This is a genomic window from Paenibacillus sp. MMO-58 (assembly GCF_037146255.1).
Classification (GTDB): Bacteria; Bacillota; Bacilli; order Paenibacillales; family Paenibacillaceae; genus Pristimantibacillus.
The window spans coordinates 1-25,140 of the sequence record NZ_JBBCVY010000024.1; the positions used below are offsets into that span (position 1 = coordinate 1).

Sequence of the window (25,140 nt, forward strand, 5' to 3'; positions counted from 1 at the left end):
ACGCGTACCCCTGGAGAGAGACGGAATAGAATGCTAGGAACTCCATCAAAACCTCCATTATTGCCAATACCACCAATACCGCAACTCATATCTTTATCCTCCCTTCAATGATTCTCATATAAAATATGAGAGTTTGCTAGCAAACGACAAGGCTAATCTACTAATAAAAGAATGGATTTTGTGACTTAGCAATCGTCTCTGTGCTTTCGATGCGAATGCAACGAGATTGCTTGAATTTTGCGAGGATTAATGAACAAGACTTCATTATCGACCAAGAACAGTGCAGAATTCCCTTCAAATCCAAGGAATGTGGCCTGAAGCCCTCGTGGACCGGTGTGGTCAAATACAACGTCTACGCGTACCCCTGGAGAGAGACGGAATAGAATGCTAGGAACTCCATCAAAACCTCCATTATTGCCAATACCACCAATACCGCAACTCATATCTTTATCCTCCCTTCAATGACTCTCATACAAAATATGAGAGTTTGTTAGTTGTGACTTAGCAATCTTCTCTGTGATTTCGTTGTGAATGCAACGAGATTGCTTGAATTTTGCGAGGGTTAATGAACAAGACTTCATTATCGACCAAGAACAGTGCGGAATTTCTTTCAAATCCAAGGAAAGTGGCTTGGAGCCCCCGTGGACCGGTGTGGTCAAATACCACGTCTACACGTATCCCTGGAGAGAGACGGAATAGAATGCTAGGAACTCCATCAAACCCTCCATTATTGCCAATACCGCAACTCATATCTTTATCCTCCCTTCAATAACTCTCATACAAAATATGAGAGTTTGTTAGCATACGACAAGGCTAATCTACTAATGAATGAATGGAATTTGTGATATTCCGCAGCTATTAATTAGGCATTCTCAGAAAGTTAGATTCGTCTCTGTGATTTCGAGGTGCATGCAGCGAGATTGCTTGAATACTACGAGGATTAATGAACAAGACTTCACCATCGACCAAGAACAGTGCGGAATTCCTTTCAAATCCAAGGAAAGTGGCTTGAAGCCCTCTTGGACCCGTGTGGTCAAATACCACGTCTACACGTACCCCTGGTGAGAGACGGAATAGAATGCTTGGAGCACCATCAAATCCTCTATTAATCCCTCCATTAAAACCACCACAACCACAACTCATATAAATATCCTCCCTTCAATGACTCTCATACAAAATATGGGAGTCTGCTATATACTATTCAGACTTACAAGAGAGGTATGGACGACTGACTTAGTCGAAACGCATAAATTAATAGCCATATAGATTTATAGAGCAAATTATTTAGGAAACGAATGAATATTTATCCTCTGCCTGGTAAATGCTAACTTGGAAATTACGCCCCAAGGAGGATAACATGAACAAATCAATAATGCTGTGTTCGCTTGGCTTCCTCGTCGCAAGCTGCGGGTTTTCCAGTGCAGCAATGGCAAGCCAAGGACATGGTCACCACACTCGCAGTCATGTGATGGAAGCAAAAGCGGCTTTTATCGATACGAAAGGCAATCAGATCGGGACTGTCGTTTTGACGGAAGAAAAAGACGGCGTGCATCTGAAGCTGGAGGCTAAAGGCCTTACTCCAGGCGTTCACGGCATTCACTTCCATAATGTCGGCAAATGCGAGGCACCGTCCTTCGAATCCGCTGGCTCGCACCTGAATCCGAAGAACAAACAGCATGGCTTTGATAATCCGCAAGGTTTCCATGACGGCGATCTGCCGAATATTACGGTAGACAAAGACGGTACTGTGAAGGCTGACATTATTTCGAAAAATGTAACGCTCGACACAGAGGCGCCAAACTCGCTGCTTCCAGCGGCTGGAACCGCGCTTGTTATTCATGAAAAAGCGGACGACTATAAGACAGACCCATCGGGCAATTCTGGCAGCCGCATAGCCTGCGGCGTAATCCAGCACTAACATACAAAAAAGGCACAGCCGTCCTCAACGGACGGCTGTGCCTTTTTCCTCTCCACAATAGAATTCATCAGTTAGTTTTTAAACACTGAAAATGTTAAATTCTATTTGGCGATAAAACCTACCTCTATACGCGGTAGCTCATCATCGAATTACTTCGATGAGGTTTTCTCACTTATTTCTTTTTATAAACGTCTGCTTCACCAGCTGGCTCCCGTACACGGAAAAGGCTCCGCACAAAATACCCTGCAGTACACTTTCCACATGAAAGCCTAAGATGAGACAGGCACAGAGGATGGCTACCGCCGTAACCGCATACACAATGGTCCAATCCGGCACGATCGGTGTCTGCTTCAGCATATAACCGATTACCCAGCAGGCTGCCACAACAATCATTAATCGGGGATCGATGAGATTCGTAATAGCCTCCCACGACATACCGCCACTTCCTTCGCTCCACGCTTTATCATCGTACTTTATATTATGAATCTATGGAGCTTAATGAGAGGGCTTCAGTGCATGGCCAATAAATAAAGCGCGATGCAATGAAGCCCCGAACGCAACGGCGACATAGCGGCACTTACCTTTTTATGCTGACAGGGCATTTCTACACTCATTCATCGGCCTATGCATACGATATGTAAGATATGGTACAGGAGGCGAATGACAATGCCGATTATCCCAAACTTCCCGCGGGAATGGATGGAGGAGCATACAGTATGGCATCATCAGCATCATGTGACGCCGGGCACTATACCTCCGGTCGGGTTTGGCGAGCAGTTCTTGCGGTTCCACCGAAATTATATCAATAAGGTGTATAACTGGTTCGACCGTATGGGTTATGACAAAAGGATCGTTGCCGGCTGGCCGGAAATGCCGGCTGGCATATTACAGGCGCCATGCATGAATCAGCAGGCTTTATACCGGATTCTTTACAATCCGCGATCATTTCCTTCGCTTGATGAGTTTGGCCGGTTTATAGAATACAGCGGTGTTCACGGCTGTATCCATGCCACCGCTGCGCGATTGTTTAACAATCCGGAGATCGATAACTTTGACCTTTGCACAAGGCAGACCGAGTTCTACAATATCCACGGGATGGTTGATCAATGGTACCGGAACTGGGAAGCGGCCTGGGGAGTCCGCTCTGACAGCTTTGACAGCAGCGTCAGCAAGCCGGGTTTCCCAAGCGGCGTATCGGTTACGTACAATCCCGCAAAGCCCGCATTATCGATGCGTAGTAGCTCGGTTCCCGAGGCACGAATTCAGCAGCTCGGACGGCTCGCGTCGCCTTGGATAGGCCACCATCAGCCGATGACGCAACGCCCTCGCAAATCAGCTCCGGCAGCTCCCCCTCGAAAAGCCGGATCATCAACTCGACGTCGGCCTCGAATACAGCCGCCACTTCTTCAGCTTGCAGCTTTAAATCGCCTAACGGCAATGGGCATACAAGCGCGAAAACGTCGCTGACTTCGCGGTCGATAAAAGGCACGCCTTTTACTTCGCCGAACATTTCCTTGCGTGCCTCGCCAAGAGGAATCAGCTCTTCGAAGCGGGCAGCAACGCCAAGCTCCTCTTCGATTTCGCGGACCGCATCCTGCATGGTCTCGCCGGCTGAGAGGTGACCGGCTGCCGTAATATCGTAATAGCCGGGATAGGTATCCTTCCCGGCTTGGCGCAGCTGGAACCGCACGAAGCGGCGGTTCTCCTCGCGGCGCGTCAGCCAGCAATGGAAAGACCTGTGCCAATAGCCCAGCGCATGGGTCTCGGTACGGCTTGCGGTGCCAAGCGGGTTAAGCTGTTCGTCATATATATCGAAGCGTTCTTCTGCCATCGGGACCTCCACCTTTTTATCCGAATCCTAGCTGCTTGTTGCCGTTCCTTCTTCCAGTACGGAAGTACAATGCTTGCAGCGAGTAGCTTTAATCGGAATTTGGGACAAGCAGTACGGGCATTCTTTTTCCGTCGGCTCCGCCGGCGCAGCGACTTCTTCGGGTTTCATGCGGCGCAAAATATTAATCCCTTTAACCAGTAGGAAAATACATACGGCAACGATGAAGAAGTCCAGCAATACGTTAATAAACTGGCCGTACGCGATAACGGCTACGCCGTATTTGGTCGCATCCGTAAGGGTATGGATGTCGTGCATCGTAACGCCTTCCGGCAAAGGCTTGTCCGAGCCCAAATTAATGAATAAGTCCTTGAAATCCGCGCCGCCGAGCATACGCCCGATGGGAGGCATAATAATATCGTTGACGAGAGAAGTAACGATTTTGCCGAAGGCGCCGCCGATAATAACACCGACTGCAAGATCGATCACATTCCCTTTAATGGCGAATTCCTTGAACTCTTGAATGATTTTTCTCATAATAAAATTCCTCCTACAGTGACAATGGAGCTGATTCTTGCGCAGAAAGCATTCTACTTCCTACTATAACCAAACTCTATGTAATCTACTCTACTATATTAGTCGATCTTTCTTCTGATAGAAAGTGCTGGGGGCCAGGAGGGCGTCTGGAAAAATGCAACTTCCCTCGCCGATGCGCCGTAATAGGCTTAAGCAATCATTTAAATCCAATGATAATTGAAGGGATGGATGACATGTTTAACCGTTTATTGGCCAGTATTGGAATTGGTTCCGCCAAAGTCGATACGCTTCTTGAAAAGTCACAATACGTACCTGGCGAAGAGGTCCGGGGTGTAGTCAATATTCGAGGGGGAAACGCTCCGCAAAACATAGATACCATTCAATTGTCAGTCATGACCGAATACATCCGCGAGAGCAACGACAATAAATTCAGACAGCACGGGGAAATCGGGCGTTACCATGTGAGTGCGCCGTTTACCCTGGAGGCTGGTGAGACCAAGGAAGTGCCTTTCAGCTTCCGTCTGCCTTATCAAACGCCGCTTACGATTGGCAGAGCGCCCGTATGGGTGAAAACCGAACTGGAGGTGCGTAGCGGCGTGGACCCGGGGGACAACGACCGGATCGATGTTCTGCCTACCAGCGCCATTAACACGGTGTTTCATGCTCTGGATCTTCTTGGCTTCCGGCTGCGCCAGGCGGAATGCGAATATTCCCCGAGGCATGGCGGCGAAATGCCGTTCGTGCAGGAGTTTGAATTTGTGCCAACCAGCCAGTTCCGGGGCCAGCTCGATGAGCTGGAGGTGATGTTCTATTCGTCCGATCGCGAGCTGGAGCTGCTGCTTCAGGTAGACCGCCGTGCGCGGGGGCTGGGAGGCTTGTTTGCGGAAGCACTGGACCTGGATGAAACGTTTGTACGCTCCAGATTTACCGAGGAGCAGTTGCAGGCAGGGCCGGCCGCTGTTGCCCGTCAGCTGTCTGAGTTGATCGCCAGAACGATCTAGCTAAGCTGTATAGCTGGGATAGCGATTAATCGGGGCTGGTCCGAGATGCTTCCGCAGAGGCGTTTCGGGCTTTTTTGCGTGAATCCGGTAATGAAGGACGATTCGGTTAGAAAGAACGGCGAGAGCTGCCGTTCCGTTTGATTCAGCCCCCAATTCTTTGGTTAATAAGGGGGAAACCTTGGCTATTTTAGCGTTTGTGGCATAATAAAGGGAAGACAAGGAAGGGCGAATCTCGCTCATGAAGGAGAAGTTGGGTATGACGATTGGAGCGCGGGTGCTCAAGACAGGCATGGCAGTCGCACTTGCCATCTACCTGAGCGGATTGTTTGGGTTTGCATCTCCGCTGATTACAACGGTCGCAGCCATTCTGACCATCCAGCCGTCCATTTACCGCTCTTGGCAGCAGGTGCTGGATCAGTTCCAGACGAATCTGCTTGGGGCAGCGATGGCATTGGCGGCAATGAGGCTGTTTGGGCAAACGCCGATTGCGGTAGGACTTGTATGCATATTAGTTATTCTGGTTAGTATCCGGCTGAAAATGGAGACAACCATCGGCGTTACGCTGGTGACGGTTGTCGCGATTATGGAAGCGCACGGTCAGGTAATTACGGTGGCGCTTGAGCGCTTTCTGATGGTATTGGCGGGGATGGGAGCGGCTTTTACCGTCAATGTGCTTGTGTTCCCGCCGCGGCCGAGAAGGCAATTCACCGAGCAGGTGCATCACGCTTTCTCGCAGATGTCGCTGCTGCTGCGGACCGCGATCTCGAACGAGATGAAGGAACAGGTATACCGCAAGGAGAAAGCGAAGCTGCACAAAACGCTGCGCAAGCTTGAGGACAGCTATAATCTGTTCGAGGAAGAGCGGAAGATACTGGCCCGCACAAAAATCAGCCACGCCCGCCAGCTGCTGGTGTCCAAGCAGATGATCAAGGCGCTGCAGAAGGGTTCGGATTTGCTTGAGGTCGTAGAGGAGCATTATTTCTCCGCGCCGAAGGCGGGCGATTGGGCCGCTCGCTTCGACCGTCAAATCGAGGATTTGACGAAGTACCATGAATCGATCGTGCTGAAGATCGAGAACAAGATGAAGCCGAACATGTCCATGGAGCCGGGCGAGGAGCGGGAGGCACGCCTTGTTGCCGAGCTCACCGACTACGTCCGCGAGGACCCGGACGAGCATAAGCGGCTGATCTTTGTCGCCTCCGCCTTGTTCGAATATGCCTACCACTTGCGCCGCCTAGAAAAGCTGGTCGACCACATCCAGCGACCCCACGGCGAGCCCGAAGAGCGCCGCAGCGCCGAAAAAGCCGACGCCGCGGCGATTCGGGAGTAGCTGTAGCTGTCTGACGTGCGGGCACTCGAGTGTGGGGCTAAAGTAGCCAAATAAGCCGGAAAAACCGTGCTGCTGCCGGTGGACAGATGGTCAGACTGGTGCGAGGCGCGAAATAAGAGGGGAAAACCGTGTTACAGGGTGCGAACCGCTCGAGTGCAGGGTTTGAGTAGCCAAATAAGATGGAAAAACCGTGCTTACAGCGGTGAATGGATGGTCTGACTGGTGTAAGGCGCGAAATAAGAGGGGAAAACCGTGTTACAGAGTGCTTCGGACGTAATGACACGCATTCCTAGGCTTAACGATGTGCCACATCGCCAAGCCAGTAAAAAAGCAGCTCGGCTGCCCACTTAACGATGCACGACATCGTTAAGGAATGCAAAAAGGGTCCTCGAAGGGACCCAAAGTGAAGTTTCGAGCTAGGTTAACGATGTGCCACATCGCCAAGCCAGCAAAAAAGCAGCTCGGCTGCCACCTTAACGATGCACGACATCGTTAAGGATTGCAAAAATGGCCCGCGGAGGGCAAAAAGCAGAATTTCGCGCTGGCTTAACGATGTGCTACATCGCCAACCCAGCAAAAAAGCAGCTCGGCTGCCACCTTAACGATGTGCGACATCGTTCAGCGTATTTCGCCAGCACTGGCTCGTGGCCTGTGGTCGGCGAATTGTGCAGCCGACCCAAAAGACCCCCTCATCCAAAAAATGAGGGGGTCTTTTTTTGAGTTTTGCCCAGCTGCAGCGCAGGGGAAAGGGGTAGAGGGAATGTATCTCCTGAGGAGCGCAGCGTCTGCCTTTGTGTACACTTTGCAACATTGAATGTTGTTCAAGCAAAGTGTGCACAACAGCAGCCGAAGGAGATACATTCCCGTCACCCCCGATCCCAAGTTACTCCCACCCTGCAGCCAAAAAACGAAAACTAAGAATCCGTCTTATTGCTACCCTTATGGCGACGCGGATGCTGCATATGAGCTTCCGGATCATCATCGTCGTCTTTTGCAATCAGACGCGGATCGGTACGGCCCTCGTGGTGATTGTCGAAGTCAAGCTCGACAAGCTCCCATTCGGTATTGCCGTTCTGCGGATCGGCAGGGAATACATCGCCGCGTTCGAGCTTTTCTACGCGGCCGATTTCGTTTTTATAAACACCCGACACCTCGACATGCTCGCCTGACATCGGCTCCATTTGATTATGCTGCTGCTCTTGCTCGCTCATGGCCCACTCGTCCTTCCTTCGCTTATAATCCGTGCTTCGGTACCGCTGCTGCGTCGGCTTCAGATTGCTTCCGACTAGCTTGCTCTTTGCCTTTGCCGGTACGGTCGGCTAATGATTGCGCTTTGCTGGCTTCGACTTGTTTATGGGACGGCCATTCACCTGACATGCTGCCATCCTCCTTTCGGCAGTTAATCCTTTAGAAGTGTGCCACGAAAGGAGGTTATGTATGAGCTGCCGGGGCCAAGAGGAACAAATTACTGCTTAATTCACATGATAGCGGGATTCGATTTTTTTGCCGCCGAACCACATGACGATAATGACGGCACAGGTTACGAAGATGCGCCAAGGCTCCTCGCGGAAGCTGCCGATATTGAAGCTGAGCAGCGAGATGCTGAGAATCATGACGCCTTTGCCAAGCACGGTCGCAAGAACAAAGGTGCGCAGGGAGATTTTGCTGAAGCCCGAAACGATATTAATGACGGACGACGGGGAGAACGGGAAGCAGGCCAGCAGAAAAAGCGGCGTAAAGCCTTTTTGGTCCACCCATCGGAAGAACCGTTCGGTTTTGGGAAACCTGCGTTCGATTTTGGACTTTACGTTCTTCCCCAGCTTGCGGCTGATCAGGAATACGCAGATTGCTCCGATGGACACCCCGATCCAGGAGAGCAGAAAGCCCAGCCACAGCCCGAAAATATTCGCGTTAGCCGCTACAATGACGATCAAGGGAAGGAAAGGCAGGAACGATTCGAGAAGCGGCAGCAGAATGCCGGGCAAAATGCCAAATTGCGAATAGCTTTCCAGCGTTCGCTGCAAATGCTCAAGGTCCAGACTTTTCATTTGGACGTACAAATTATTCATGCTCTCCATCACATGCATGGTTGTTACCTACCCCACTTAACCCCAACCGGGAAAATAGTTCGTTCTTCCTCATTTGCCGTTCATTTTAGTTGCCGGAATCAGCACGTACAGCAGGGCAATGAGTCCAAACAGCACGGCGCTTACCCAAATAACCGTGCGAGAGCCAAAGCTCGCAGCGAGAACTCCTCCGGCCAGAGGGCCAATCATGCCGCCAAGACCTTCAACGGTCGACAGCAGTCCCCAGCCGAGGCCTTCCTGTTTGGGAGGCACATAAGCCGCAAGCAAAGCATTCCAGGCCGGAAGAATAGCTGCATAAGACAAACCAAGAATTACGACAATAACTAAACAATACCAAAACGGAAGCCGCCATGCCAACATATAGAGCCCGGCAGCAAAAATCGCAAAGCCGAAAATAAGAAACCACTTTTTGCCGCCAAGCTTGTCCGACAGCCGTCCCATCGGAATAAGACCGGCTGCAGCGCATACGCCTCCGGCTGAAAGCAGAAGGGAATATTGCGCGCCCGCAAAGCCAAGCTCGCTTTCCGCGAAGCTTGGAAGGACAGGCACAAGCATGCTGGCGCCTGCCGTCTGCAGAATCATGCCCGGCAAAAGCATTCGCATAGCTTTTATACGTTCCGTTAAGGCAGCAAGTTGCCGTTTTAACGGAATGGCCTGGATCTGCTGCCCGCCGGCTTTTGCGCCGTTCATGAAAAAGGCCAAAAACGCCGCAAAGATCGAAAGAATGAGCAGCAGGAAGTACGTGCCGTTAACGTAATAGTCGAGCAAAATATTGCATACGATAGGACCGGCGCCTAGCCCGGTAAGCCAGACGGTGTACAGAAAGCCCATTTGGCTGGCACGTTTATCGTCGGAGACCTTTGTCAGGCAGACGATCCAGATGGGAGACATGCCGATGCCATACAGAGCAGCGGCCAGTATAAACAGCCAGGCTACGTTGGCGAACTGAATCAGAAACACGCCGGCGAGCGAGATCAGCAGGCCTGTCCGCACGACAAACCGGATCGAAAACCGGTCGAGCAGATAGCCAATAACCATTTTAAGCAGCGTGTCGGTCAAATAATGCGCCGTAATCGCGATGCCGATAACATCCAGAGATAAGCCTAGAACCTTCGTTCCATAAATGGGGAGCAGGCTGATCAGCACCGCGCCCCTTACGAATTCTACCAAAAACAGGATAACGGAGATGAGCCGCATCTCCGCTCCGAACCTCATCCCCATATTTTTCACCAGTGGTTAGGCCCCTTTACGATTTCACCCTTAACTATAGCGTTGACCAAATTTTGCATTCCAACCGCATTCCCGCAAAATATGATGGGCAATGCTGCCTGCTGCCGCCTCCTCCGTCTGGAGACGCTGTACAGCTTTTCTGCTGCGCAACAGCTGATCGGGATTACGGATTAGCTCTATAATATTTGCCGCCAGTCCTTCGGGGTCATAGCTGATGGCGGCAGCTCCTTTGGATTGCAGATAACGGGCATTCTTTTTTTCTTGGCCGGGAACAGGCCTGTAGAGGAAGAGCGGTAGCCCGGCCCATATCGCTTCGGCCAGCGTGACTCCGCCCGGTTTGGAGACGAGACAGGTTGCAAGAGACATCAGCTCATGAACCTGATCCACAAAGCCGAACAAATGAAGGCGGTCCGCTGAAGGGTGATATTTAAATTGGTCGGCGATTGAAGTTCTCAGCAAGCTATTACGCCCGCAGACAAGCGCTATTTGCGCGTGTGGATGTTGTTCAAGGAGAAGGCGGCACAGCTCATCGCAGTCCGGCATGACGCCTTGCGCGCCAGGCATAAGAAGAATGACGGGCTGCTCGGGATGAAGCCCGTATTTTTCGAAAAGATCAAAGGAAGGAGTAAGGGTGCTATGAAAGCCGCGCCCAAGCGGTATGCCGGTAACGGATACGCGTCCGGGATGGATGCCAAGCGAGCCCAGCTCCTGCTTCAGATCGTCGGTAGCAACAAAATAACGGCCGATGCCGGGATGTACCCAGCGGCGGTGCAAATCAAAATCGGTAATAACCGTGTAGGTAGGGATGGAAGCTCCAGGATGGATCGTCTTGCTGAGCCGGCGGCGGTGAAGGGCAGGCAGCGCGAAGAAAGGAAAGGTATGTATCACCGCATCGGGTTGTTCTTTTTGCAGCAGCTTCTTGATCTTGTCGCGGCCGAAGGAGTGAAGGAAGCCGCCGAACAGAGAGTTATGCTTCATGGGACGGGTAACATCGTAGACCCAGCCGTACAAATGTGGGATATGCGTATAGCTTTTCAAATACACGCGTCTTGTCATCTCGTTCAGCCAAGGGTGAGACTCTGCCATCAGATCAACCATGACGGTGCGGTTGTTGCCTGCCTCCTCCAGTGCGTCACGAATCGCTTTGGCGGCCTGCAAGTGGCCTTCTCCATACGAAGCATACAAAATCAGCACCTTGGGCTGATAGCCGTTATTAGCACGAACCAATAGATGCACACCTCCTGCCGCAAGTATAGCGGAACAATGTCAACGCATTGTGATCATGTTGGTTCCCTCTTGTTAATTTTGTATAATGGGACATGTATCCAAAATTTATTCTGAGAATTTCCTTGGTTGCCGCATGCGCAGCAGGGAAAACTCACAAAGTGGGAGTGAATCGGGAGATGAAGTACACTTATTTGGGCCAGTCCGGCCTTCGTGTAAGCCGGCTTTGCTTGGGAACAATGAATTTTGGCGTTGATACGGACGAGAAGGAAGCTTTCCGCATTATGGATGCGGCGCTTGACGCAGGCATTAATTTTTTTGATACCGCAAATATTTACGGCTGGGGCGAGAATTCCGGCCGCACCGAAGAAATCATGGGACGCTGGTTCGCAAAAGGCGGCGGACGCCGCGAGAAAACAGTGCTCGCTACCAAAGTATACGGCGACATGCATGATCCTTATGACGGTCCAAACCGCGAAGCAGGTCTTTCCGCCTATAAAATTCGCCGTCATCTGGAAGGCTCGCTGCGCCGTCTCCAGACGGATCATATCGAGCTGTACCAGATGCATCACGTCGACCGCAACGTGAACTGGAACGAGCTGTGGGGAGCTTTCGAAACGGCTGTTCACCAAGGCAAAATCGGCTATGTAGGATCGAGCAATTTTGCAGGCTGGGATATCGCGGTGGCGCAAGGGGAAGCCAAGGCGAGAGGTGCTCTCGGTCTGGTCTCCGAACAGCATAAATACAATTTGCTTTGCCGTCTGCCCGAGCTGGAAGTGCTTCCGGCTTCAAAGGCGCTTGGTCTTGGCGTTATTCCGTGGAGCCCGCTGGATGGAGGTCTGCTGTCCGGTAGTCACCGCCACGGTGGAGCCGGCCGCAGAAGCGGCGAAAGAAACGAGCGCTTCGCGCAAGTGAAGCCGCAGCTGGACGCTTACGGGGCGTTATGCGATGAGCTGGGAGCGCCGGAGGATCTGGTATCGCTGGCATGGCTGCTTGCGAACCCTGCCGTTACGGCACCGATTATCGGGGTGCGTACACTGGAGCAATTCGAGCGCTCGCTGCGCGCGGTTGAGCTGACGCTAGACGAGTCGACGCTGAAGCGGATCGACGAGATTTTCCCGGGTCCAGGCGGAGACGCGCCGAAAGCCTACGCTTGGTAAAAGTTCAACAAGCGGTAAGCCGTCGGCGCGCCGTATAAAGCCTATTATTAAATCAGAATATTAAAGAGGACAGGGTCTTTGTTCAGTTCGACGAACTGGAAGCCTTTCTTCTGCATCCGCCCGATAAGCGCCGCGTAGTCCTCGCGCTGCTTGAGCTCAATGCCGACAAGGGCCGGGCCATTGTCTTTATTATGCTTCTTCGTATATTCGAATCGGGTAATGTCGTCACTTGGGCCAAGGACATCATCTAGAAATTCTCGGAGCGCTCCAGCTCGCTGTGGAAAGCTAAGCATGAAATAATGCTTCAGTCCTTCATAGATGAGCGAGCGCTCTTTGATTTCCTGCATCCGGTCGACGTCGTTGTTGCCGCCGCTGATGACGCAGACTACCGTCTTGCCCGCGATTTCGTCGCGCAGCATGTCGAGTGCGGCAATTGGCAAAGCGCCTGCCGGCTCCGCGACAATCGCGTTTTCGTTGTACAGATCAAGCAGGGTGGTACAGATCTTGCCCTCCGGAATGGTTCGTACGTCATCGAGCAGCTCGCGGCAGATCGAGAAGGTCAGATCGCCGATCCGTTTGACGGCGGCACCGTCTACGAATTTGTCGATATGCTCAAGCGGCGTCACTTCTCCGGCATCCAAGGAGACGCGAAGCGACGGGGCTCCTTCCGGCTCAACGCCGATAACCTTCGTCTGTGGGGACACCGTCTTCACATAAGAAGCAATACCTGCTACCAGGCCGCCTCCGCCAACGGACGCAAGCACGTAGTCCGGCACCGTCTCCGCGGCTTCCATGAGCTCCTGGCCAACGGTTCCGTTGCCCGCGATGATCTTGGGATCATCAAACGGATGGATGAAAGCCATGCCGCTGCGTTCGCATTCGGCTACGGCCTCGGCATACGCATCGTCAAACGTATCGCCGGTCAAGATCACGTCGACAAACGCTCCGCCGAAGAAATTGACTTGATTCACTTTTTGACGAGGCGTCGTGCTTGGCATATAGATTTTGCCCTGTACGCCAAGTGCCTGACAGGAGTACGCTACCCCTTGGGCATGATTGCCCGCGCTCGCGCAGACAACGCCCGCGGCAAGACGCTCCGGCGGCAGAGAGCGCATGAGATGGTAAGCGCCGCGGATTTTGAACGAACGGACGATCTGAAGATCCTCGCGCTTCAGGTATACGTTACAGCCGTAACGCTCGGAGAGAACGCGGTTGTATTGCAGCGGCGTGCGCGTAATGACATCTTTAAGATGCATTTGCGCATGAACGATATCTTCAAGTCCGATCTTGGTGGAATAGGATGATTGAAATTCCATATAAAAGTCACCTCGTTAATAGTCGCGATTCGACAAACACTGATGATTCATTATAGCATTATCTTTGTTGTTATGTAGGCGAAAAGGAGGTAGACAAAATGTTCCGCTGGCTGAAATGGTTAATCGTTATCGTGGTGCTGCTTGCTGCCATTGCCGCAGGCGGGGGATTATGGCTCAAATCCTATGTTGCTCCCCAGGAAAAGCTCGATTTATCTTATGATCCAGTCTCCATAAAGGATAAAGCGGTTGAGATGGTTGCCAATCTGAAGCCGGAGATCGTGCTGTCGGAAGCGGATGTGAACAATCTGATCAAAAGCCAGCTGCAAAGCAGTCCCGCGTCGTTGCCCCCGGATATGACCTTGGACGGTGCGCGTTTTGAGGTGAACGGCGACAGGCTGATTGCTCATTTGAATATGACTTATCATGATTTTTTGCCGGTAGGTATGCTTGCTACTTATAAAATGAGCTGGCAAGCCCCGAATCTGATTTTCGAGCCTTTGTCTTTAACCGTGAAGAACTATGATCTGGGGAAGGACCGGCTTGACCGAATCGTTGTCCCGATTGAGCTTCCCAGTCTGATTACAATCGGCAATATGGAGTTCCAGCAGGATCGGATTGTCATCAAGCTTCGGCTTCAGCTGTAAGAAGAGCCTCTGTCCGCGTGACAGAGGTTTCTTTTTGGGCCAATGGACTATTAATAGCATGCAGCCGTATTGAACTTGGTAGATTTTACTCATATAATGAGAAAAAACGTTACGGTAAGGGATCATATCGTGGACAAAAAAATAGTGGATGTTGCGAAGCGGGCAGGCGTATCCGCCGCTACGGTATCGCGGGTGCTTAACGAGAGCAGCCTTGTATCGGAGAAAACGAAAATAAAGGTGCTCCAAGCAATCGAGGAGATGGATTACCATCCGAATGCGGCAGCCAAGCATCTGCGTTCCCAGAGGACGATGACGCTTGGCATTATCGTTCCGGATATTAACGTCTCTTATTTCTCCGAGATCATTAAAGGGATTGAGAACAAGGCGTATGCGCATAAATATAAAGTACTCATTTGCGACTCGGATAACCAGATCGAGAAGGAAATGGAGTACTTGGGGCTCTTGCCGGACAAGACGGTGGACGGCATGATTCTCGTTACGCCGCGCGTCAGCGACGATACCATCAACGATTACGTGCAGAAGGGTTACGTCATAGGCGTCGTTGGACGTGCAGTCGTGCACGAGAATATACTCAGCTGCAAGACGGATAACGTAAAATTCTCGAATGAAGCGGTGCGTCATCTGGTTGAGCAGGGTCACCAGCAGATTGCCTACATCGGCGGCTATTCCGATTCCCTCGAGAACTATGAGCGGATGGAAGGCTACATGAAGGCTCTTAAGGAAGGGAAGATTCCGTTCCTGCCTACCTTGATTGACAATGGCGACTTCGAGGAGACCGGGGGCTATCAGGCGTTCTGCCGTCTGCTGGAGCGCAATCAATCGTTTACGGCGGTCTATTGCGCCAATGACGAAATGGCGCTTGGGGTGTACCGGGCCTGCCGGGAGAGGGGAATCCGCATTCCGGAGGACATGGCGGTCGTTGGCGTCGACAATAACCGGATCACGGAATATTTGCTGCCTGCCCTTAGCACGGTGGAGCAGCCGAAATACGAGATGGGTGCCCATCTCACCGAGAAGCTGATCGCCCAGATGAACGGGAACGAACAAAGCGCGCAGAAAAAGTATGTGATAGAGTCCAAGCTGATCAAAAGGGAATCATCCAGCTTTAAGCGCTAATAAGTATAATAGAGAAAGAGCTTGGCTGGGTTGCCCAGCCAAGCTCTTCACATTGAAGCTGCCTTTTTGGCAGCTTTTTTGTTGTTTGGCAGCCGCGGGCTTGCGGGAACGCGGGCGTATTCGCCCCGTTAATGATGGGCACTTCAACTAACTCTAATTACTTGGCTTGTACGCGCACGGCCAGCAGGCTGCTGGACCGATTTATACGCTGTCCAAAGTGCAGTGTATATGCCCATTTCGGGCAGCATGGGCGAAATATGCTGCTCAGAATGCAGGATAATGCGTCTAAATGGGCTCGTTGGAGCTGCTTTTCTCTGATATCCTGCATTTCGTGCAGGATATATCGAGCTACCTGGTCTAATCCCACCAATATGGTGCATTTCATGCAACGTAAGCACACCGCGGCACTTCAACTAACTCTAATTACTTGGCTTCGTACGTGAATGCACTAGCAGGCTGCTGGACCGATTTATACGCTGACCAAAGTGCAGTGTAAATGCCCATTTTAGGCAGCATGGGCGAATTACGCTGCTCAGAATGCAGGATATGGCGCCTAATTGGGCTCGTTGGGGCTGCTTTTCTCAGATATCCTGCATTCCGTGCAGGATATGTCGAGTTACCTGGTCTAATCGCACCAATATGGTGCATTTCGTGCAACGTAAGCGCGCGGCGGCACTTCAACTAACTAGAGTTACTTGGCTTCGTACATGTATGCACTAGCAGGCTGCTGGACCGTTCTATATGCTGTCCAAAGTGCAGTGTATATGCCCATTTCGGGCAGCATGGGCGAAATATGCTGCTCAGAATGCAGGATAATGCGTCTAAATGGGCTCGTTGGAGCTGCTTTTCTCTGATATCCTGCATTTCGTGCAGGATATATCGAGCTACCTGGTCTAATCCCACCAATATGGTGCATTTCATGCAACGTAAGCACACCGCGGCACTTCAACTAACTCTAATTACTTGGCTTCGTACGTGAATGCACTAGCAGGCTGCTGGACCGATTTATACGCTGACCAAATTGCAGTGTAAATGCCCATTTTAGGCAGCATGGGCGAAATATGCTGCTCAGAATGCAGGACAATGCGCCTAAATGGGCTCGTTGTGGCTGCTTTTCTCGGATATCCTGCATTCCGTGCAGGATATGTCGAGTTACCTGGTCTAATCGCACCAATATGGTGCATTTTCATGCAACGTAAGCGCGCGGCGGCACTTCAACTAACTCTAGTTACTTGGCTGAAAGGCGCATCAAATGCTGCCGAGCAGGCTAATTATGCTGGGCTCGTGCATTTCAGCGTACTGCGTGCTGTGCGGAGTGACATCACCTAGAATGCGTTATGAAATGTAATCGAAACGCAAAAACAAGCGGAATCCAGGCTTATTTTCAGAAAACGAGCGGATTTCCTCTCAATTTTGTTATCGATTTCACAAAGATTTGATTTACGTCATCATCCACGAAAACAAAAGAAAGCCTATAACTACGCGGTTTATACAGTATTTTTCGAAAAATACGGACAAACTTTAAAAAAAGTTATTGAAATCGATTTCAGAGCGTGCTAATATCGGTGTATAAAAGTCAGGCAAAAAGAAAGTGATGCAATGAACGACAGTAAGATCATTGACGTAGCGAACCGCGCAAAAGTGTCCGTCGCAACGGTTTCAAGAGTGCTGAATCGAAGCGAGTTAGTAAGCGAGAAAACGAAGAAGCGGGTACTCGAGGCCATTCAGGAGATGAATTACACGCCGAATGCCATGGCCAAGAATCTGCGGTCCAGGAAAACAATGAAGATTGGCGTTGTTGTCGCGGACATTGAAGTTTCTTATTTCGCGGAGATCATTAAAGGCATCGAGAATATGGCAAACTCTCTCGACTACAACGTTATTATCTGCGATGCGCAGAACAAGAAGCATAAGGAGCTCGAATATGTTTCCCTGCTGCAGAACAGAACCGTTGACGCCATGATCTTCGTTACCCCCGAGATGACCAACAAGGAGCTCATCGCGCTGGTGGAGGATGGCTACAGTATTGGCGTAATCGGAAGGAATATCGACCATGATCAAATTCCTTGCGCCTTCACCGATAACGTGAAGATCGCCAGGGACGTTGTGAATCATCTAATCGGGCAGGGGCATGAGAAGATCGCGTTCCTGAGCGGATACGCGGATGCCATCGACAGCTATGAACGTCTTGAAGGTTACATGAAAGCGCTTCGAGACGCAGGGATGCCCTTCGTACCGGATCTCATCGACAACGGAGATTTTAATGAAGACGGCGGCTACCTCAGCTTTATGAGGCTGCGCGAGAAGAACGATGACTTTACGGCGATTTTTACGGCAAACGACGAGATGGCCTTAGGCGTGTACAAAGCCTGCAAGCAATTATCGATACAGGTGCCGCAGCAGCTGGCGATTGTAGGCGTCGATAATATCAGGCTTACGAAGTACATCGTGCCTCGTCTCAGCACGGTTGATCAGCCCAAATACACGATGGGGGCGCTGCTCGCGGAGAAGCTGATTGACCAGATGAACAACAATGAATTCAAGGACAAACGGACCTTCAAGGTCGAGTCCAAGCTGCTGATCCGGGAATCTTCCATGTTCGACAGAAATCCCGTGAAGAGCAAGGAAGCTTCACAGTAAAGCTTTTTTTTAGCAGAAGAAAGAAATCGATTACATTTTAGCTTATTTTGAAGTCACGGAGGAATGCCGGTATGAAAGGTTTTTTCCAGGAGCTCGTACGGAATCGAATTTTGTTCCTCATGATTGCGCCTGCCTTGTTATTCTTTATTGTCTTTGCCTACGTACCGATGGTGGGGGTCTACTACGCGTTCACCCGGTTCAGCTTTGACGGCGGGTTGTTCGGGGGAGAATTCATCGGATTCAAGAACTTCGAATTCCTGTTCAACTCGGGGGTGTTGTGGAACCTGACGAAAAATACGGTGCTCTACAACATCGCCTTCATTATTATCAGCAACGTCCTGCAGCTGGCGTGCGCGATCTTCCTAAGCGAGCTGCCGGGCAAATGGTTCAAGAAATCGACGCAGTCCATTATGTTCCTGCCGTTCTTCGTTTCGTTCGTCCTTGTAGGCGCTTTCGTATTTAACCTTTTCTCGAATGCGGGCGTTGTGAATACGATGCTGACGTCGCTGGGCCTGCAGCCTTATGACTTCTACCTGCATACGGCGCCATGGAAATACATCATCGTCTTCTTCCACGTATGGAAAGGGCTTGGCTACGGCACGGTTATCTACCTGGCGGCGATTATGAGCGTCAGCGACGAATACCATGAAGCGGCCAAGATCGACGGAGCAAACATCTTCAAGCGGGTTAGGCATATTACGCTTCCTCTGCTTGTGCCAACGTTTATCCTGCTGATCCTGCTCAGCCTCGGCGGCATTCTGAAAGGGCAGTTCGATCTGTTCTATCAAATCATCGGCAACAACGGCATGCTTTACAACTCGACCGACATTATCGATACGTACGTATACCGCTCGCTTGCGGTTAACTTCGATATCGGCATGGGTACGGCAGCCGGTCTGTATCAATCGCTCTTTGGCTTCGTGTTAATTATCTTGGTTAACTATATCATTCGGAAAGTGCAGAAGGACTACGCACTGTTCTAAGGAGGGAATCGACATGAAAATTAAAATGGAAAGAGCAACAATCGTCTTTAACATCATTGGTTACGTGTTGATCACCATCCTGACCGTGCTGTGCCTGCTGCCATTCCTGCTTATCGTCTCCGGCTCGTTTACGCCGGAGATCCAAATTATATCGAAAGGCTTCAGCCTTATTCCGGAGACCTTCTCCCTGGATGCTTATAAAGCCGCATTCAGTAATCCGAAGCAAATTTTCGATGGCTACAAGGTAACGATCTTTATTACGGTTGTCGGTACGGCAGTTGGCTTGTTCCTGACTTCCATGGCGGGCTTCGTTCTGTCCCGCAAAGATTTCAAATACCGCGATCAGCTGTCGTTCTTCATCTACTTCACGACGCTGTTCAGCGGCGGTCTGATTCCTTGGTACATCCTTATTACGAAGCACCTTGATTTAAAAGATACCTATATGGCGCTTATCGTGCCGACGCTCCTTAGCGCATGGAACATCATCCTCATGAAAAACTTCATGAAGTCGATTCCGGATTCCATCGTTGAATCGGCCAAGATTGACGGCGCGGGCGAGTTTACGATTTATCTGAGACTGATCCTGCCGCTTTCCGGTCCCGGTCTTGCCACAATCGGCTTGTTTATGGCACTTGGCTACTGGAACGACTGGTTCATGGCGAATCTGTTCATTACAAGCGAATCCCATTATCCGCTGCAGTTCCTGCTGTACAAGATTCTCGCAAGCGCAGCCGTCCTGAAGACAAACGTGGCAGGCAACCTGTCTCCTACGTTCCAGCCTCCGGCCGAGACGCTCAAGATGGCCGCAGCCGTTATCGCGACCGGTCCTATCGTATTCTTGTACCCGTTCGTTCAGCGCTTCTTCGTAAAAGGGCTGACGATCGGCGCCGTGAAAGGTTAGAACCGGTCCTAAGGCCGGCTAACATATAGGTTCACTAAATAAAAGGAGGAGTCATCAAGCATGAAAAGAAAGATAAAAACAATGGGCACTGTGCTCGTTTCGACGGCTATTATGGCAAGTATGCTTGCAGCCTGCGGTTCCAACAACAATAACAATTCGAACAAATCCACGAATGCAAGCGCGAATCCGGGTACTGAAGCAAGCTCGAACACAGGCACGGATGCAAAAACTCCGGATACTTCGAAAAAGGTTCAATTGACTTGGTACCTGCTCGGCGATCCGGCTCCGGACCAGGAGAAGGTTGTTGCGGAATGGAACAAGATGCTTGAGAAAGACTTGAATACGACTGTTAAGCTGAACTTCACGACGTGGACGGACTGGCAGACCAAATATAACCTGCTGCTTGCTTCCGGCGAGAAAGTGGATATGATCTTCGCCTCCTCATGGGCGGACTTTTATAAATTCGCAAACCAAGGCGCCTTTATGCCTCTGAACGATCTCTTGCCAACGTACGCTCCTACAACTTGGAGCAGCGTATCGGAGCAGGACTGGAAGGAAGCGACGATTAACGACAAAATCTATGCGGTTCCTGCCACTTATCCGGAATACACGCCGGACGGCCTTGTATACCGTGACGACTGGAGACAAGAGCTTGGTCTTCCCGAGATTAAGGACGTTGACTCCATCGAGGCTTACCTGGACGGCGTGAAGAAAGCCAAAGGCATCACGCCGATTAACGGCAAAGCTTACAACGAAGTATTCACGATGTTCAAAGCATTCGAAGGCTACCAGCAAATCGGCGGCGACAGCGGCGTAATCGTAGCGAAATCGTACGACACTCCGCGCGATATCGTAGCTTATCCGTTCACTCCTGAGTTTGAAGAGTGGGTGAAGAAGATGAAGACTTGGTCGGAGAAGGGCTTCTGGAAATCCGATACTCTGTCTGACCAAAAAGAAGCTGGAGACGCGATCAAAACCGGTCAAGGTGCTGTGTACTGGCGTAATGCCCCAGGTGCGGGCGGCTTCATCACGGGTATGGAAAAATCCAATCCGGATATCAAGCTTGGCTACTTCCCGTTCAGCCGTTTCCACAACCTGACTGTACCTACGTTGTCGGTTAACAATGCAATGGCTATTCCGAAGAGCGCGCCTAACGCAGAGCGTTCCCTGATGGTTCTCGATAAGCTGCGCAGCGATCCGAAGTACTATGATCTCATGAGCTACGGTCTTGAAGGCACGGACTACTCGATGGATGCGGACGGCAAGCATATCGTAACGCCTCCTGCCGGCGTAGATGCAAAAGACTTCAAAGGCTATGGTATCGCAAGCTGGGGCTACCGCGTAGAATCGATGGAGCGCGTGAAGCAAGCCGGCGGCTGGGAGGGCTTCGACGCTCTGCTTGAAGAGTTCAAATCGCAAAGCAAACCAAACATTTTCGCGCAAGTTATCATGGACTACGCTCCTGTGAAATCGCAGCAAGCAGCCGTTAACTCGGTTATTCAGCAATACGGTATGCCTCTGATGATGGGTCTTGTTCCTGACGTGGATAAGGCGCTCGCGACTTACCGCAAGCAGCTGGAAGCAGCCGGCGTGAACGATGTACTGAAATACGTGCAAGAGCAAGCGAACAAATCGTTTGATGCGCAAGGAATAAAATAATAGGTTTTGCATGACCAAGGGGGATGTGTGACCTGTGCGTAAGGGATCGGCGTACGCATTCGTCCTCATCCTCCTTTTTATTTTCACTCAATTAAAGAGAGACAGGAGAGACATCATGCTGAAGACAACCTTAACGCTGGAAAAAGTGAATGGCGTAAATGTCCCGTTTCAGAACGGTATTCCGGTACCTTCCTTCGAGCCTCAGACAAGAGGCAAGATCACGCTGAACGGCGAGTGGCAGAAGCGCCGCCTGTCGATGGATCACGATTTCTCGATGGCGGACCGCAGCGAGAGCTGGCTGACGGAGCTGGAGAGCCGGGAAGGGGACTATGTCCGCGATACAGCGTCCGAGCTGTGGCAGCCGCATACGGTTCCTTCGCCGGAGAACAAGCTGACCGGCTTGCCTGAAGCGAATGCGGCGGAAACGTATGAGGATGGTGTCTGGTACCGCAGAGCATTCACGATTACAAGCAAAAATGAAGGTTATGCTTACACGCTCAAATCGCTTGGCATCAGCTATGTAGCGGATATTTGGATCAACGGGGAATGGGTAGGCTGCCATGAGGGCGGATTTACTCCGTTTGCCTTTGATCTAACGGCCTATTTGCGCACGGGAGACAATGAGATCCGCATCCGAGTCGATAACCCGCCATGGGGAAGCCGGAAGGATACGATTCCGGCCGTAGCGGGAACGGATTTCTTCAACTATACGGGCATTATTCATGATCTCTATATTGAAATCACCCCTCAGGCCGCGATCGTCCGGGCGGATATCGTTCCGCTGAATGTCAGCGGCAGGCTGGACGTGAAGGTTGTGCTGCATAACCGCGGCAAGGATGCGGTTCAGGTAGGACTGGAAGGCAGTCTGCTGGAGGCAGACCCGGAAGCGCCTAACTTCCTGCAATCCCCGCTGGCTTCCTCGCTGATTGGCGTGCCGGCCGTAACGGATAAACCGATGCACACGGAACTCACCTTGCAGCCGGATGAAGTGAAGGTCGTACAATTCGAAGTCACTGTACGGGATCCTAAGCTTTGGTCGGTTTGGCAGCCTAATCTGTATGTTGCGACCTTCCGGCTGACAGCGGCAGGATCAACGACTCTGGCGCAGGACTCGTTCAGCACGCAATTCGGCATCCGGACGGTACGGACGGATAAGACCAGAATTCTGCTCAATGAGCAATCCGTCTTTATGGCCGGTATCGCCCGTCATGAGGAATGGCCGGATACCGGACGCACCGCGGCTTGGGACCGGATTCGCACGGATCTCGAGCAGATCCGCGCTCTGAACGTGAATATGGTTAGAACCGGACATTATCCGAACCATGTGTACACGTATCTGCTGCTTGACCGAATGGGCTTTATGGCGATGAGCGAAATTCCGCTCTGGCAGTTCGAGACCGAGCATTACGAAGCGCAAAACGAGAAGCGTCTTGCCGATCAGATGTGGCGCGAGATGGTGTTCTCGCAGTATAACCGTCCGTCCGTGCTTATGTGGAGCACGCAAAACGAATCCAAGGACGTATGGCTTCGCCTCGCTTATAACGAACGCCTTGTCCGTGACTTAAGAGAAAATTACAACGATGGCCGCCTTCTGACGCAAAGCTCGGCAGCCGACCAGCCGGGTCCGCATGATCCGTCGATGGCACCGCTGGATGTGGCCGCCTGGACGATGTACTTTGGCATTTTCCATGGCGGGACGTATTACGAGGGGACACGGCAGTTCCTGGAGGAAGCAAACCGCATCTTCCCGGATAAACCAATCCTTAATACCGAGTTCGGCCATTGGTCCTCCGGCGGCAAGGAAGGCGAGCAGGTCCTTACTTATGAAGAGACGCTTCGCGCCTTGATGGAGAAGGGGACCTTGAGTGCAGAGGGAGAGGACAATGCGGACGGCTATGTAGCCGGCATCGACTTCTGGATTATGTACGACTGGTACGTGAACCACAACAACTGGATCGATACGTTTGGCATTATCCATATGGACCGCAGCACGGAGAAGCCGGTTGCGCCGCTCATCCGCCGCGATTATGGCGCAATTACCCGTCATAAAGGCGGCTTGGGCCAAAAGCTGGAGGGAGCGGCGAATGAAAAGGCGTAGCACCGTTATACTTCCCATCTTGCTGGTAGCTTTGCTGGCCACGGCCTGCAGCAGTGGCAATTCAGGCAGTTCAGGCTCTACTGACGGGCAGGTTCAGGTGTGGCTGACGACTCCCGACAAGAGCAAGCTCCTGCAGCAGGAAGAAAGCCTGAAGCTTACGAAGGCCAAGGATTCCGAAGAAAATGTCATTACGATCGATGACGGGAAGGTCTATCAGCAGATGGATGGCTTTGGCGCTTCCTTGACGGATTCTTCGGCTTGGCTGATTGCCAATAAACTGAATGAATCGCAGCGGGAAGAGCTGATGAACAAGCTGTTCGACCATGAGAAGGGAATTGGCATCAGCTATATGCGCGTGCCGCTTGGGGCATCGGATTTTGCCGTGAAGAATTACACCTTCGACGATATGCCAGCCGGTCAAAGCGATCCGGAGCTTAAGAACTTCTCCATCGATCACGATAAGGAGTACATCATTCCGACGCTTCAGCAGGCTCTTAAGATTAACCCGGATCTGAAGCTGATGGGTAGTCCGTGGAGCGCTCCGGGCTGGATGAAGACAACCGACTCGGTTATCGGGGGCAGCTTGAAGCCGGATGCTTATGAGCCGTTTACGAATTATTTTGTCAAAATGATTCAGGGCTACGAAGCGGAAGGCGTGCCGTTCGATGCGATTACGCTTCAGAATGAGCCGCATTATACGCCGGAGGATTATCCGGGCATGCGGATGGAGCCGGTCGAGCAGGCCGAGCTGATCAAGAGCTTTGTTGGTCCTGCTTTCGAGAAGAACAACATTAAATCCAAGATCGTCGTTTGGGATCACAACTGGGATGAGCCGTATTATCCGCTGACCATTCTGAACGATCCGGATGCCTCGAAATACGTAGACGGAACGGCTTTCCACGGTTATGCGGGAGAAGTTGGCAATCAGGCGCAGGTGCATGACGCCCATCCGGACAAAAATCTCTATTTCACCGAAAGCAGCGGCGGGGCTTGGTCAACGGACTTCGGCGGCAACCTGAAATGGGATATGGAAAATCTGATTATCGGCGCAACCCGCAACTGGTCGAAGGTAGTCTTGAAATGGAATCTTGCGCTCGACGAGAATTATGGGCCAACGATTGGCGGCTGCAAGGATTGCATGGGCGTCGTAACGATTAATCAAGGCTCCGGCGATGTGACGTTTAACTCGGAATACTATTCGTTCGGCCATGCGAGCAAATTCGTGAAATCCGGTGCATACCGGATTGAATCCGGCGAATCGGTGAGCGGGGAGATTGAGCAGGTTGCCTTCAAGAATCCGGACGGCACGATCGTACTGGTTGCTCTCAACGCGGCAAGCGCAGACAAAGAACTGAAGGTTAAGCTAGGCGGCCAATCGTTTGCTTACACGATGCCGGCAGGCGCGGTGGCTACGTTTGTATGGCCGGGAACAGCTCATAGCAAATAA

Annotated in this window: 22 protein-coding genes; 12 read left to right on the forward strand and 10 right to left on the reverse strand. The window is 51.4% G+C overall.

Annotated elements, in window-relative coordinates; translation table 11 throughout:
• Positions 1-185 precede the first annotated feature (185 nt).
• Entirely contained in the window at positions 186-443 is a 258-nt protein-coding gene (locus WFJ73_RS32520; RefSeq protein WP_336776899.1) for a hypothetical protein, read from the reverse strand.
• Positions 444-1,357: 914 nt separating this feature from the next.
• Between WFJ73_RS32520 and WFJ73_RS32525 the strand changes: the two genes are divergently transcribed.
• Positions 1,358-1,918, forward strand: coding sequence for a superoxide dismutase family protein (locus tag WFJ73_RS32525; RefSeq protein ID WP_336776900.1), 561 nt, complete (start codon positions 1,358-1,360; stop codon positions 1,916-1,918).
• 168 nt (positions 1,919-2,086) lie between these two features.
• Here WFJ73_RS32525 and WFJ73_RS32530 read toward each other — a convergent pair whose 3' ends face one another.
• The 3 genes from WFJ73_RS32530 to mscL all read right to left on the reverse strand — a co-directional run bounded on the left by WFJ73_RS32530 (position 2,087) and on the right by mscL (position 4,283).
• Positions 2,087-2,353: a phage holin family protein gene (locus WFJ73_RS32530; RefSeq protein ID WP_336776901.1), complete on the reverse strand. Its 267-nt coding sequence runs from the start codon at positions 2,351-2,353 to the stop codon at positions 2,087-2,089.
• A gap of 763 nt (positions 2,354-3,116) precedes the next feature.
• Entirely contained in the window at positions 3,117-3,749 is a 633-nt protein-coding gene (locus tag WFJ73_RS32535) for an NUDIX hydrolase (protein WP_336776902.1), read from the reverse strand.
• Between the two features lie 27 nt (positions 3,750-3,776).
• Positions 3,777-4,283: a large conductance mechanosensitive channel protein MscL gene (mscL, locus tag WFJ73_RS32540; RefSeq protein WP_336776903.1), complete on the reverse strand. Its 507-nt coding sequence runs from the start codon at positions 4,281-4,283 to the stop codon at positions 3,777-3,779.
• Between the two features lie 224 nt (positions 4,284-4,507).
• On the opposite strand from mscL, the gene WFJ73_RS32545 reads away from it, so the two are divergent.
• Together WFJ73_RS32545 and WFJ73_RS32550 are read left to right on the forward strand one after the other, a co-directional pair.
• Entirely contained in the window at positions 4,508-5,284 is a 777-nt protein-coding gene (locus tag WFJ73_RS32545; protein WP_442956012.1) for a sporulation protein, read from the forward strand.
• Between the two features lie 238 nt (positions 5,285-5,522).
• The gene (locus tag WFJ73_RS32550) at positions 5,523-6,614 is read left to right on the forward strand and encodes an FUSC family protein (protein WP_336776905.1); all 1,092 of its coding nucleotides are present in this window, start codon (positions 5,523-5,525) and stop codon (positions 6,612-6,614) included.
• Positions 6,615-7,528: 914 nt separating this feature from the next.
• On the opposite strand, the gene WFJ73_RS32555 is transcribed toward WFJ73_RS32550, so the two are convergent.
• The 5 genes from WFJ73_RS32555 to WFJ73_RS32575 form a co-directional block, all read right to left on the reverse strand.
• Positions 7,529-7,825: a transposase gene (locus WFJ73_RS32555; RefSeq protein WP_336776906.1), complete on the reverse strand. Its 297-nt coding sequence runs from the start codon at positions 7,823-7,825 to the stop codon at positions 7,529-7,531.
• Between the two features lie 22 nt (positions 7,826-7,847).
• Entirely contained in the window at positions 7,848-7,991 is a 144-nt protein-coding gene (locus tag WFJ73_RS32560; protein ID WP_164775623.1) for a hypothetical protein, read from the reverse strand.
• A gap of 95 nt (positions 7,992-8,086) precedes the next feature.
• On the reverse strand, positions 8,087-8,683 hold the full coding sequence (locus WFJ73_RS32565) for a TVP38/TMEM64 family protein (protein WP_336776907.1): 597 nt from the start codon (positions 8,681-8,683) through the stop codon (positions 8,087-8,089).
• 69 nt (positions 8,684-8,752) lie between these two features.
• Positions 8,753-9,922, reverse strand: a complete 1,170-nt coding sequence (locus WFJ73_RS32570) for an MFS transporter (RefSeq protein WP_336776927.1) — start codon at positions 9,920-9,922, stop codon at positions 8,753-8,755.
• Between the two features lie 39 nt (positions 9,923-9,961).
• A complete protein-coding gene (locus WFJ73_RS32575) occupies positions 9,962-11,158 on the reverse strand; it encodes a diglucosyl diacylglycerol synthase (RefSeq protein WP_336776908.1) in 1,197 nt (398 codons plus the stop codon).
• Positions 11,159-11,334: 176 nt separating this feature from the next.
• Here WFJ73_RS32575 and WFJ73_RS32580 point away from each other — a divergent pair, with 176 nt between their 5' ends.
• Positions 11,335-12,315, forward strand: a complete 981-nt coding sequence (locus tag WFJ73_RS32580; protein WP_336776909.1) for an aldo/keto reductase — start codon at positions 11,335-11,337, stop codon at positions 12,313-12,315.
• Positions 12,316-12,362: 47 nt separating this feature from the next.
• Here WFJ73_RS32580 and ilvA read toward each other — a convergent pair whose 3' ends face one another.
• The gene (gene ilvA, locus WFJ73_RS32585) at positions 12,363-13,631 is read right to left on the reverse strand and encodes a threonine ammonia-lyase IlvA (protein WP_336776910.1); all 1,269 of its coding nucleotides are present in this window, start codon (positions 13,629-13,631) and stop codon (positions 12,363-12,365) included.
• Positions 13,632-13,729: 98 nt separating this feature from the next.
• On the opposite strand from ilvA, the gene WFJ73_RS32590 reads away from it, so the two are divergent.
• From WFJ73_RS32590 to WFJ73_RS32625, 8 genes are all read left to right on the forward strand, one after another.
• The gene (locus tag WFJ73_RS32590; protein ID WP_336776911.1) at positions 13,730-14,275 is read left to right on the forward strand and encodes a hypothetical protein; all 546 of its coding nucleotides are present in this window, start codon (positions 13,730-13,732) and stop codon (positions 14,273-14,275) included.
• 129 nt (positions 14,276-14,404) lie between these two features.
• Complete coding sequence (locus WFJ73_RS32595) at positions 14,405-15,412, forward strand: LacI family DNA-binding transcriptional regulator (RefSeq protein ID WP_336776912.1); 1,008 nt, start codon at positions 14,405-14,407, stop codon at positions 15,410-15,412.
• Between the two features lie 1,599 nt (positions 15,413-17,011).
• Complete coding sequence (locus WFJ73_RS32600; RefSeq protein WP_336776913.1) at positions 17,012-18,052, forward strand: LacI family DNA-binding transcriptional regulator; 1,041 nt, start codon at positions 17,012-17,014, stop codon at positions 18,050-18,052.
• Positions 18,053-18,123: 71 nt separating this feature from the next.
• Positions 18,124-19,035, forward strand: coding sequence for an ABC transporter permease (locus tag WFJ73_RS32605; RefSeq protein ID WP_012772474.1), 912 nt, complete (start codon positions 18,124-18,126; stop codon positions 19,033-19,035).
• 13 nt (positions 19,036-19,048) lie between these two features.
• A complete protein-coding gene (locus WFJ73_RS32610; protein ID WP_201008969.1) occupies positions 19,049-19,936 on the forward strand; it encodes a carbohydrate ABC transporter permease in 888 nt (295 codons plus the stop codon).
• Positions 19,937-19,996: 60 nt separating this feature from the next.
• Positions 19,997-21,595: an extracellular solute-binding protein gene (locus WFJ73_RS32615; RefSeq protein WP_336776914.1), complete on the forward strand. Its 1,599-nt coding sequence runs from the start codon at positions 19,997-19,999 to the stop codon at positions 21,593-21,595.
• Between the two features lie 115 nt (positions 21,596-21,710).
• A complete protein-coding gene (locus WFJ73_RS32620) occupies positions 21,711-23,693 on the forward strand; it encodes a glycoside hydrolase family 2 TIM barrel-domain containing protein (RefSeq protein WP_336776915.1) in 1,983 nt (660 codons plus the stop codon).
• Positions 23,680-25,140 carry a glycoside hydrolase family 30 protein gene (locus WFJ73_RS32625; protein WP_336776916.1) on the forward strand — a complete coding sequence of 487 codons (1,461 nt, stop codon included), beginning with the start codon at positions 23,680-23,682 and terminating at the stop codon, positions 25,138-25,140. Before WFJ73_RS32620 ends, WFJ73_RS32625 begins: the two co-directional genes overlap by 14 nt.

Coding starts and splice junctions, on each gene's coding strand:
- WFJ73_RS32535 (WP_336776902.1), bottom strand. CDS start 3,749: ATGGCAGAAGAACGCTTCGATATATATGACGAACAGCTTAACCCGCTT.
- ilvA (WP_336776910.1), bottom strand. CDS start 13,631: ATGGAATTTCAATCATCCTATTCCACCAAGATCGGACTTGAAGATATC.
- WFJ73_RS32520 (WP_336776899.1), bottom strand. CDS start 443: ATGAGTTGCGGTATTGGTGGTATTGGCAATAATGGAGGTTTTGATGGA.
- WFJ73_RS32615 (WP_336776914.1), top strand. CDS start 19,997: ATGAAAAGAAAGATAAAAACAATGGGCACTGTGCTCGTTTCGACGGCT.
- WFJ73_RS32625 (WP_336776916.1), top strand. CDS start 23,680: ATGAAAAGGCGTAGCACCGTTATACTTCCCATCTTGCTGGTAGCTTTG.
- mscL (WP_336776903.1), bottom strand. CDS start 4,283: ATGAGAAAAATCATTCAAGAGTTCAAGGAATTCGCCATTAAAGGGAAT.
- WFJ73_RS32570 (WP_336776927.1), bottom strand. CDS start 9,922: ATGGGGATGAGGTTCGGAGCGGAGATGCGGCTCATCTCCGTTATCCTG.
- WFJ73_RS32530 (WP_336776901.1), bottom strand. CDS start 2,353: ATGTCGTGGGAGGCTATTACGAATCTCATCGATCCCCGATTAATGATT.
- WFJ73_RS32580 (WP_336776909.1), top strand. CDS start 11,335: ATGAAGTACACTTATTTGGGCCAGTCCGGCCTTCGTGTAAGCCGGCTT.
- WFJ73_RS32590 (WP_336776911.1), top strand. CDS start 13,730: ATGTTCCGCTGGCTGAAATGGTTAATCGTTATCGTGGTGCTGCTTGCT.
- WFJ73_RS32600 (WP_336776913.1), top strand. CDS start 17,012: ATGAACGACAGTAAGATCATTGACGTAGCGAACCGCGCAAAAGTGTCC.
- WFJ73_RS32610 (WP_201008969.1), top strand. CDS start 19,049: ATGAAAATTAAAATGGAAAGAGCAACAATCGTCTTTAACATCATTGGT.
- WFJ73_RS32605 (WP_012772474.1), top strand. CDS start 18,124: ATGAAAGGTTTTTTCCAGGAGCTCGTACGGAATCGAATTTTGTTCCTC.
- WFJ73_RS32550 (WP_336776905.1), top strand. CDS start 5,523: ATGAAGGAGAAGTTGGGTATGACGATTGGAGCGCGGGTGCTCAAGACA.
- WFJ73_RS32620 (WP_336776915.1), top strand. CDS start 21,711: ATGCTGAAGACAACCTTAACGCTGGAAAAAGTGAATGGCGTAAATGTC.
- WFJ73_RS32565 (WP_336776907.1), bottom strand. CDS start 8,683: ATGAATAATTTGTACGTCCAAATGAAAAGTCTGGACCTTGAGCATTTG.
- WFJ73_RS32555 (WP_336776906.1), bottom strand. CDS start 7,825: ATGAGCGAGCAAGAGCAGCAGCATAATCAAATGGAGCCGATGTCAGGC.
- WFJ73_RS32525 (WP_336776900.1), top strand. CDS start 1,358: ATGAACAAATCAATAATGCTGTGTTCGCTTGGCTTCCTCGTCGCAAGC.
- WFJ73_RS32545 (WP_442956012.1), top strand. CDS start 4,508: ATGGATGACATGTTTAACCGTTTATTGGCCAGTATTGGAATTGGTTCC.
- WFJ73_RS32560 (WP_164775623.1), bottom strand. CDS start 7,991: ATGTCAGGTGAATGGCCGTCCCATAAACAAGTCGAAGCCAGCAAAGCG.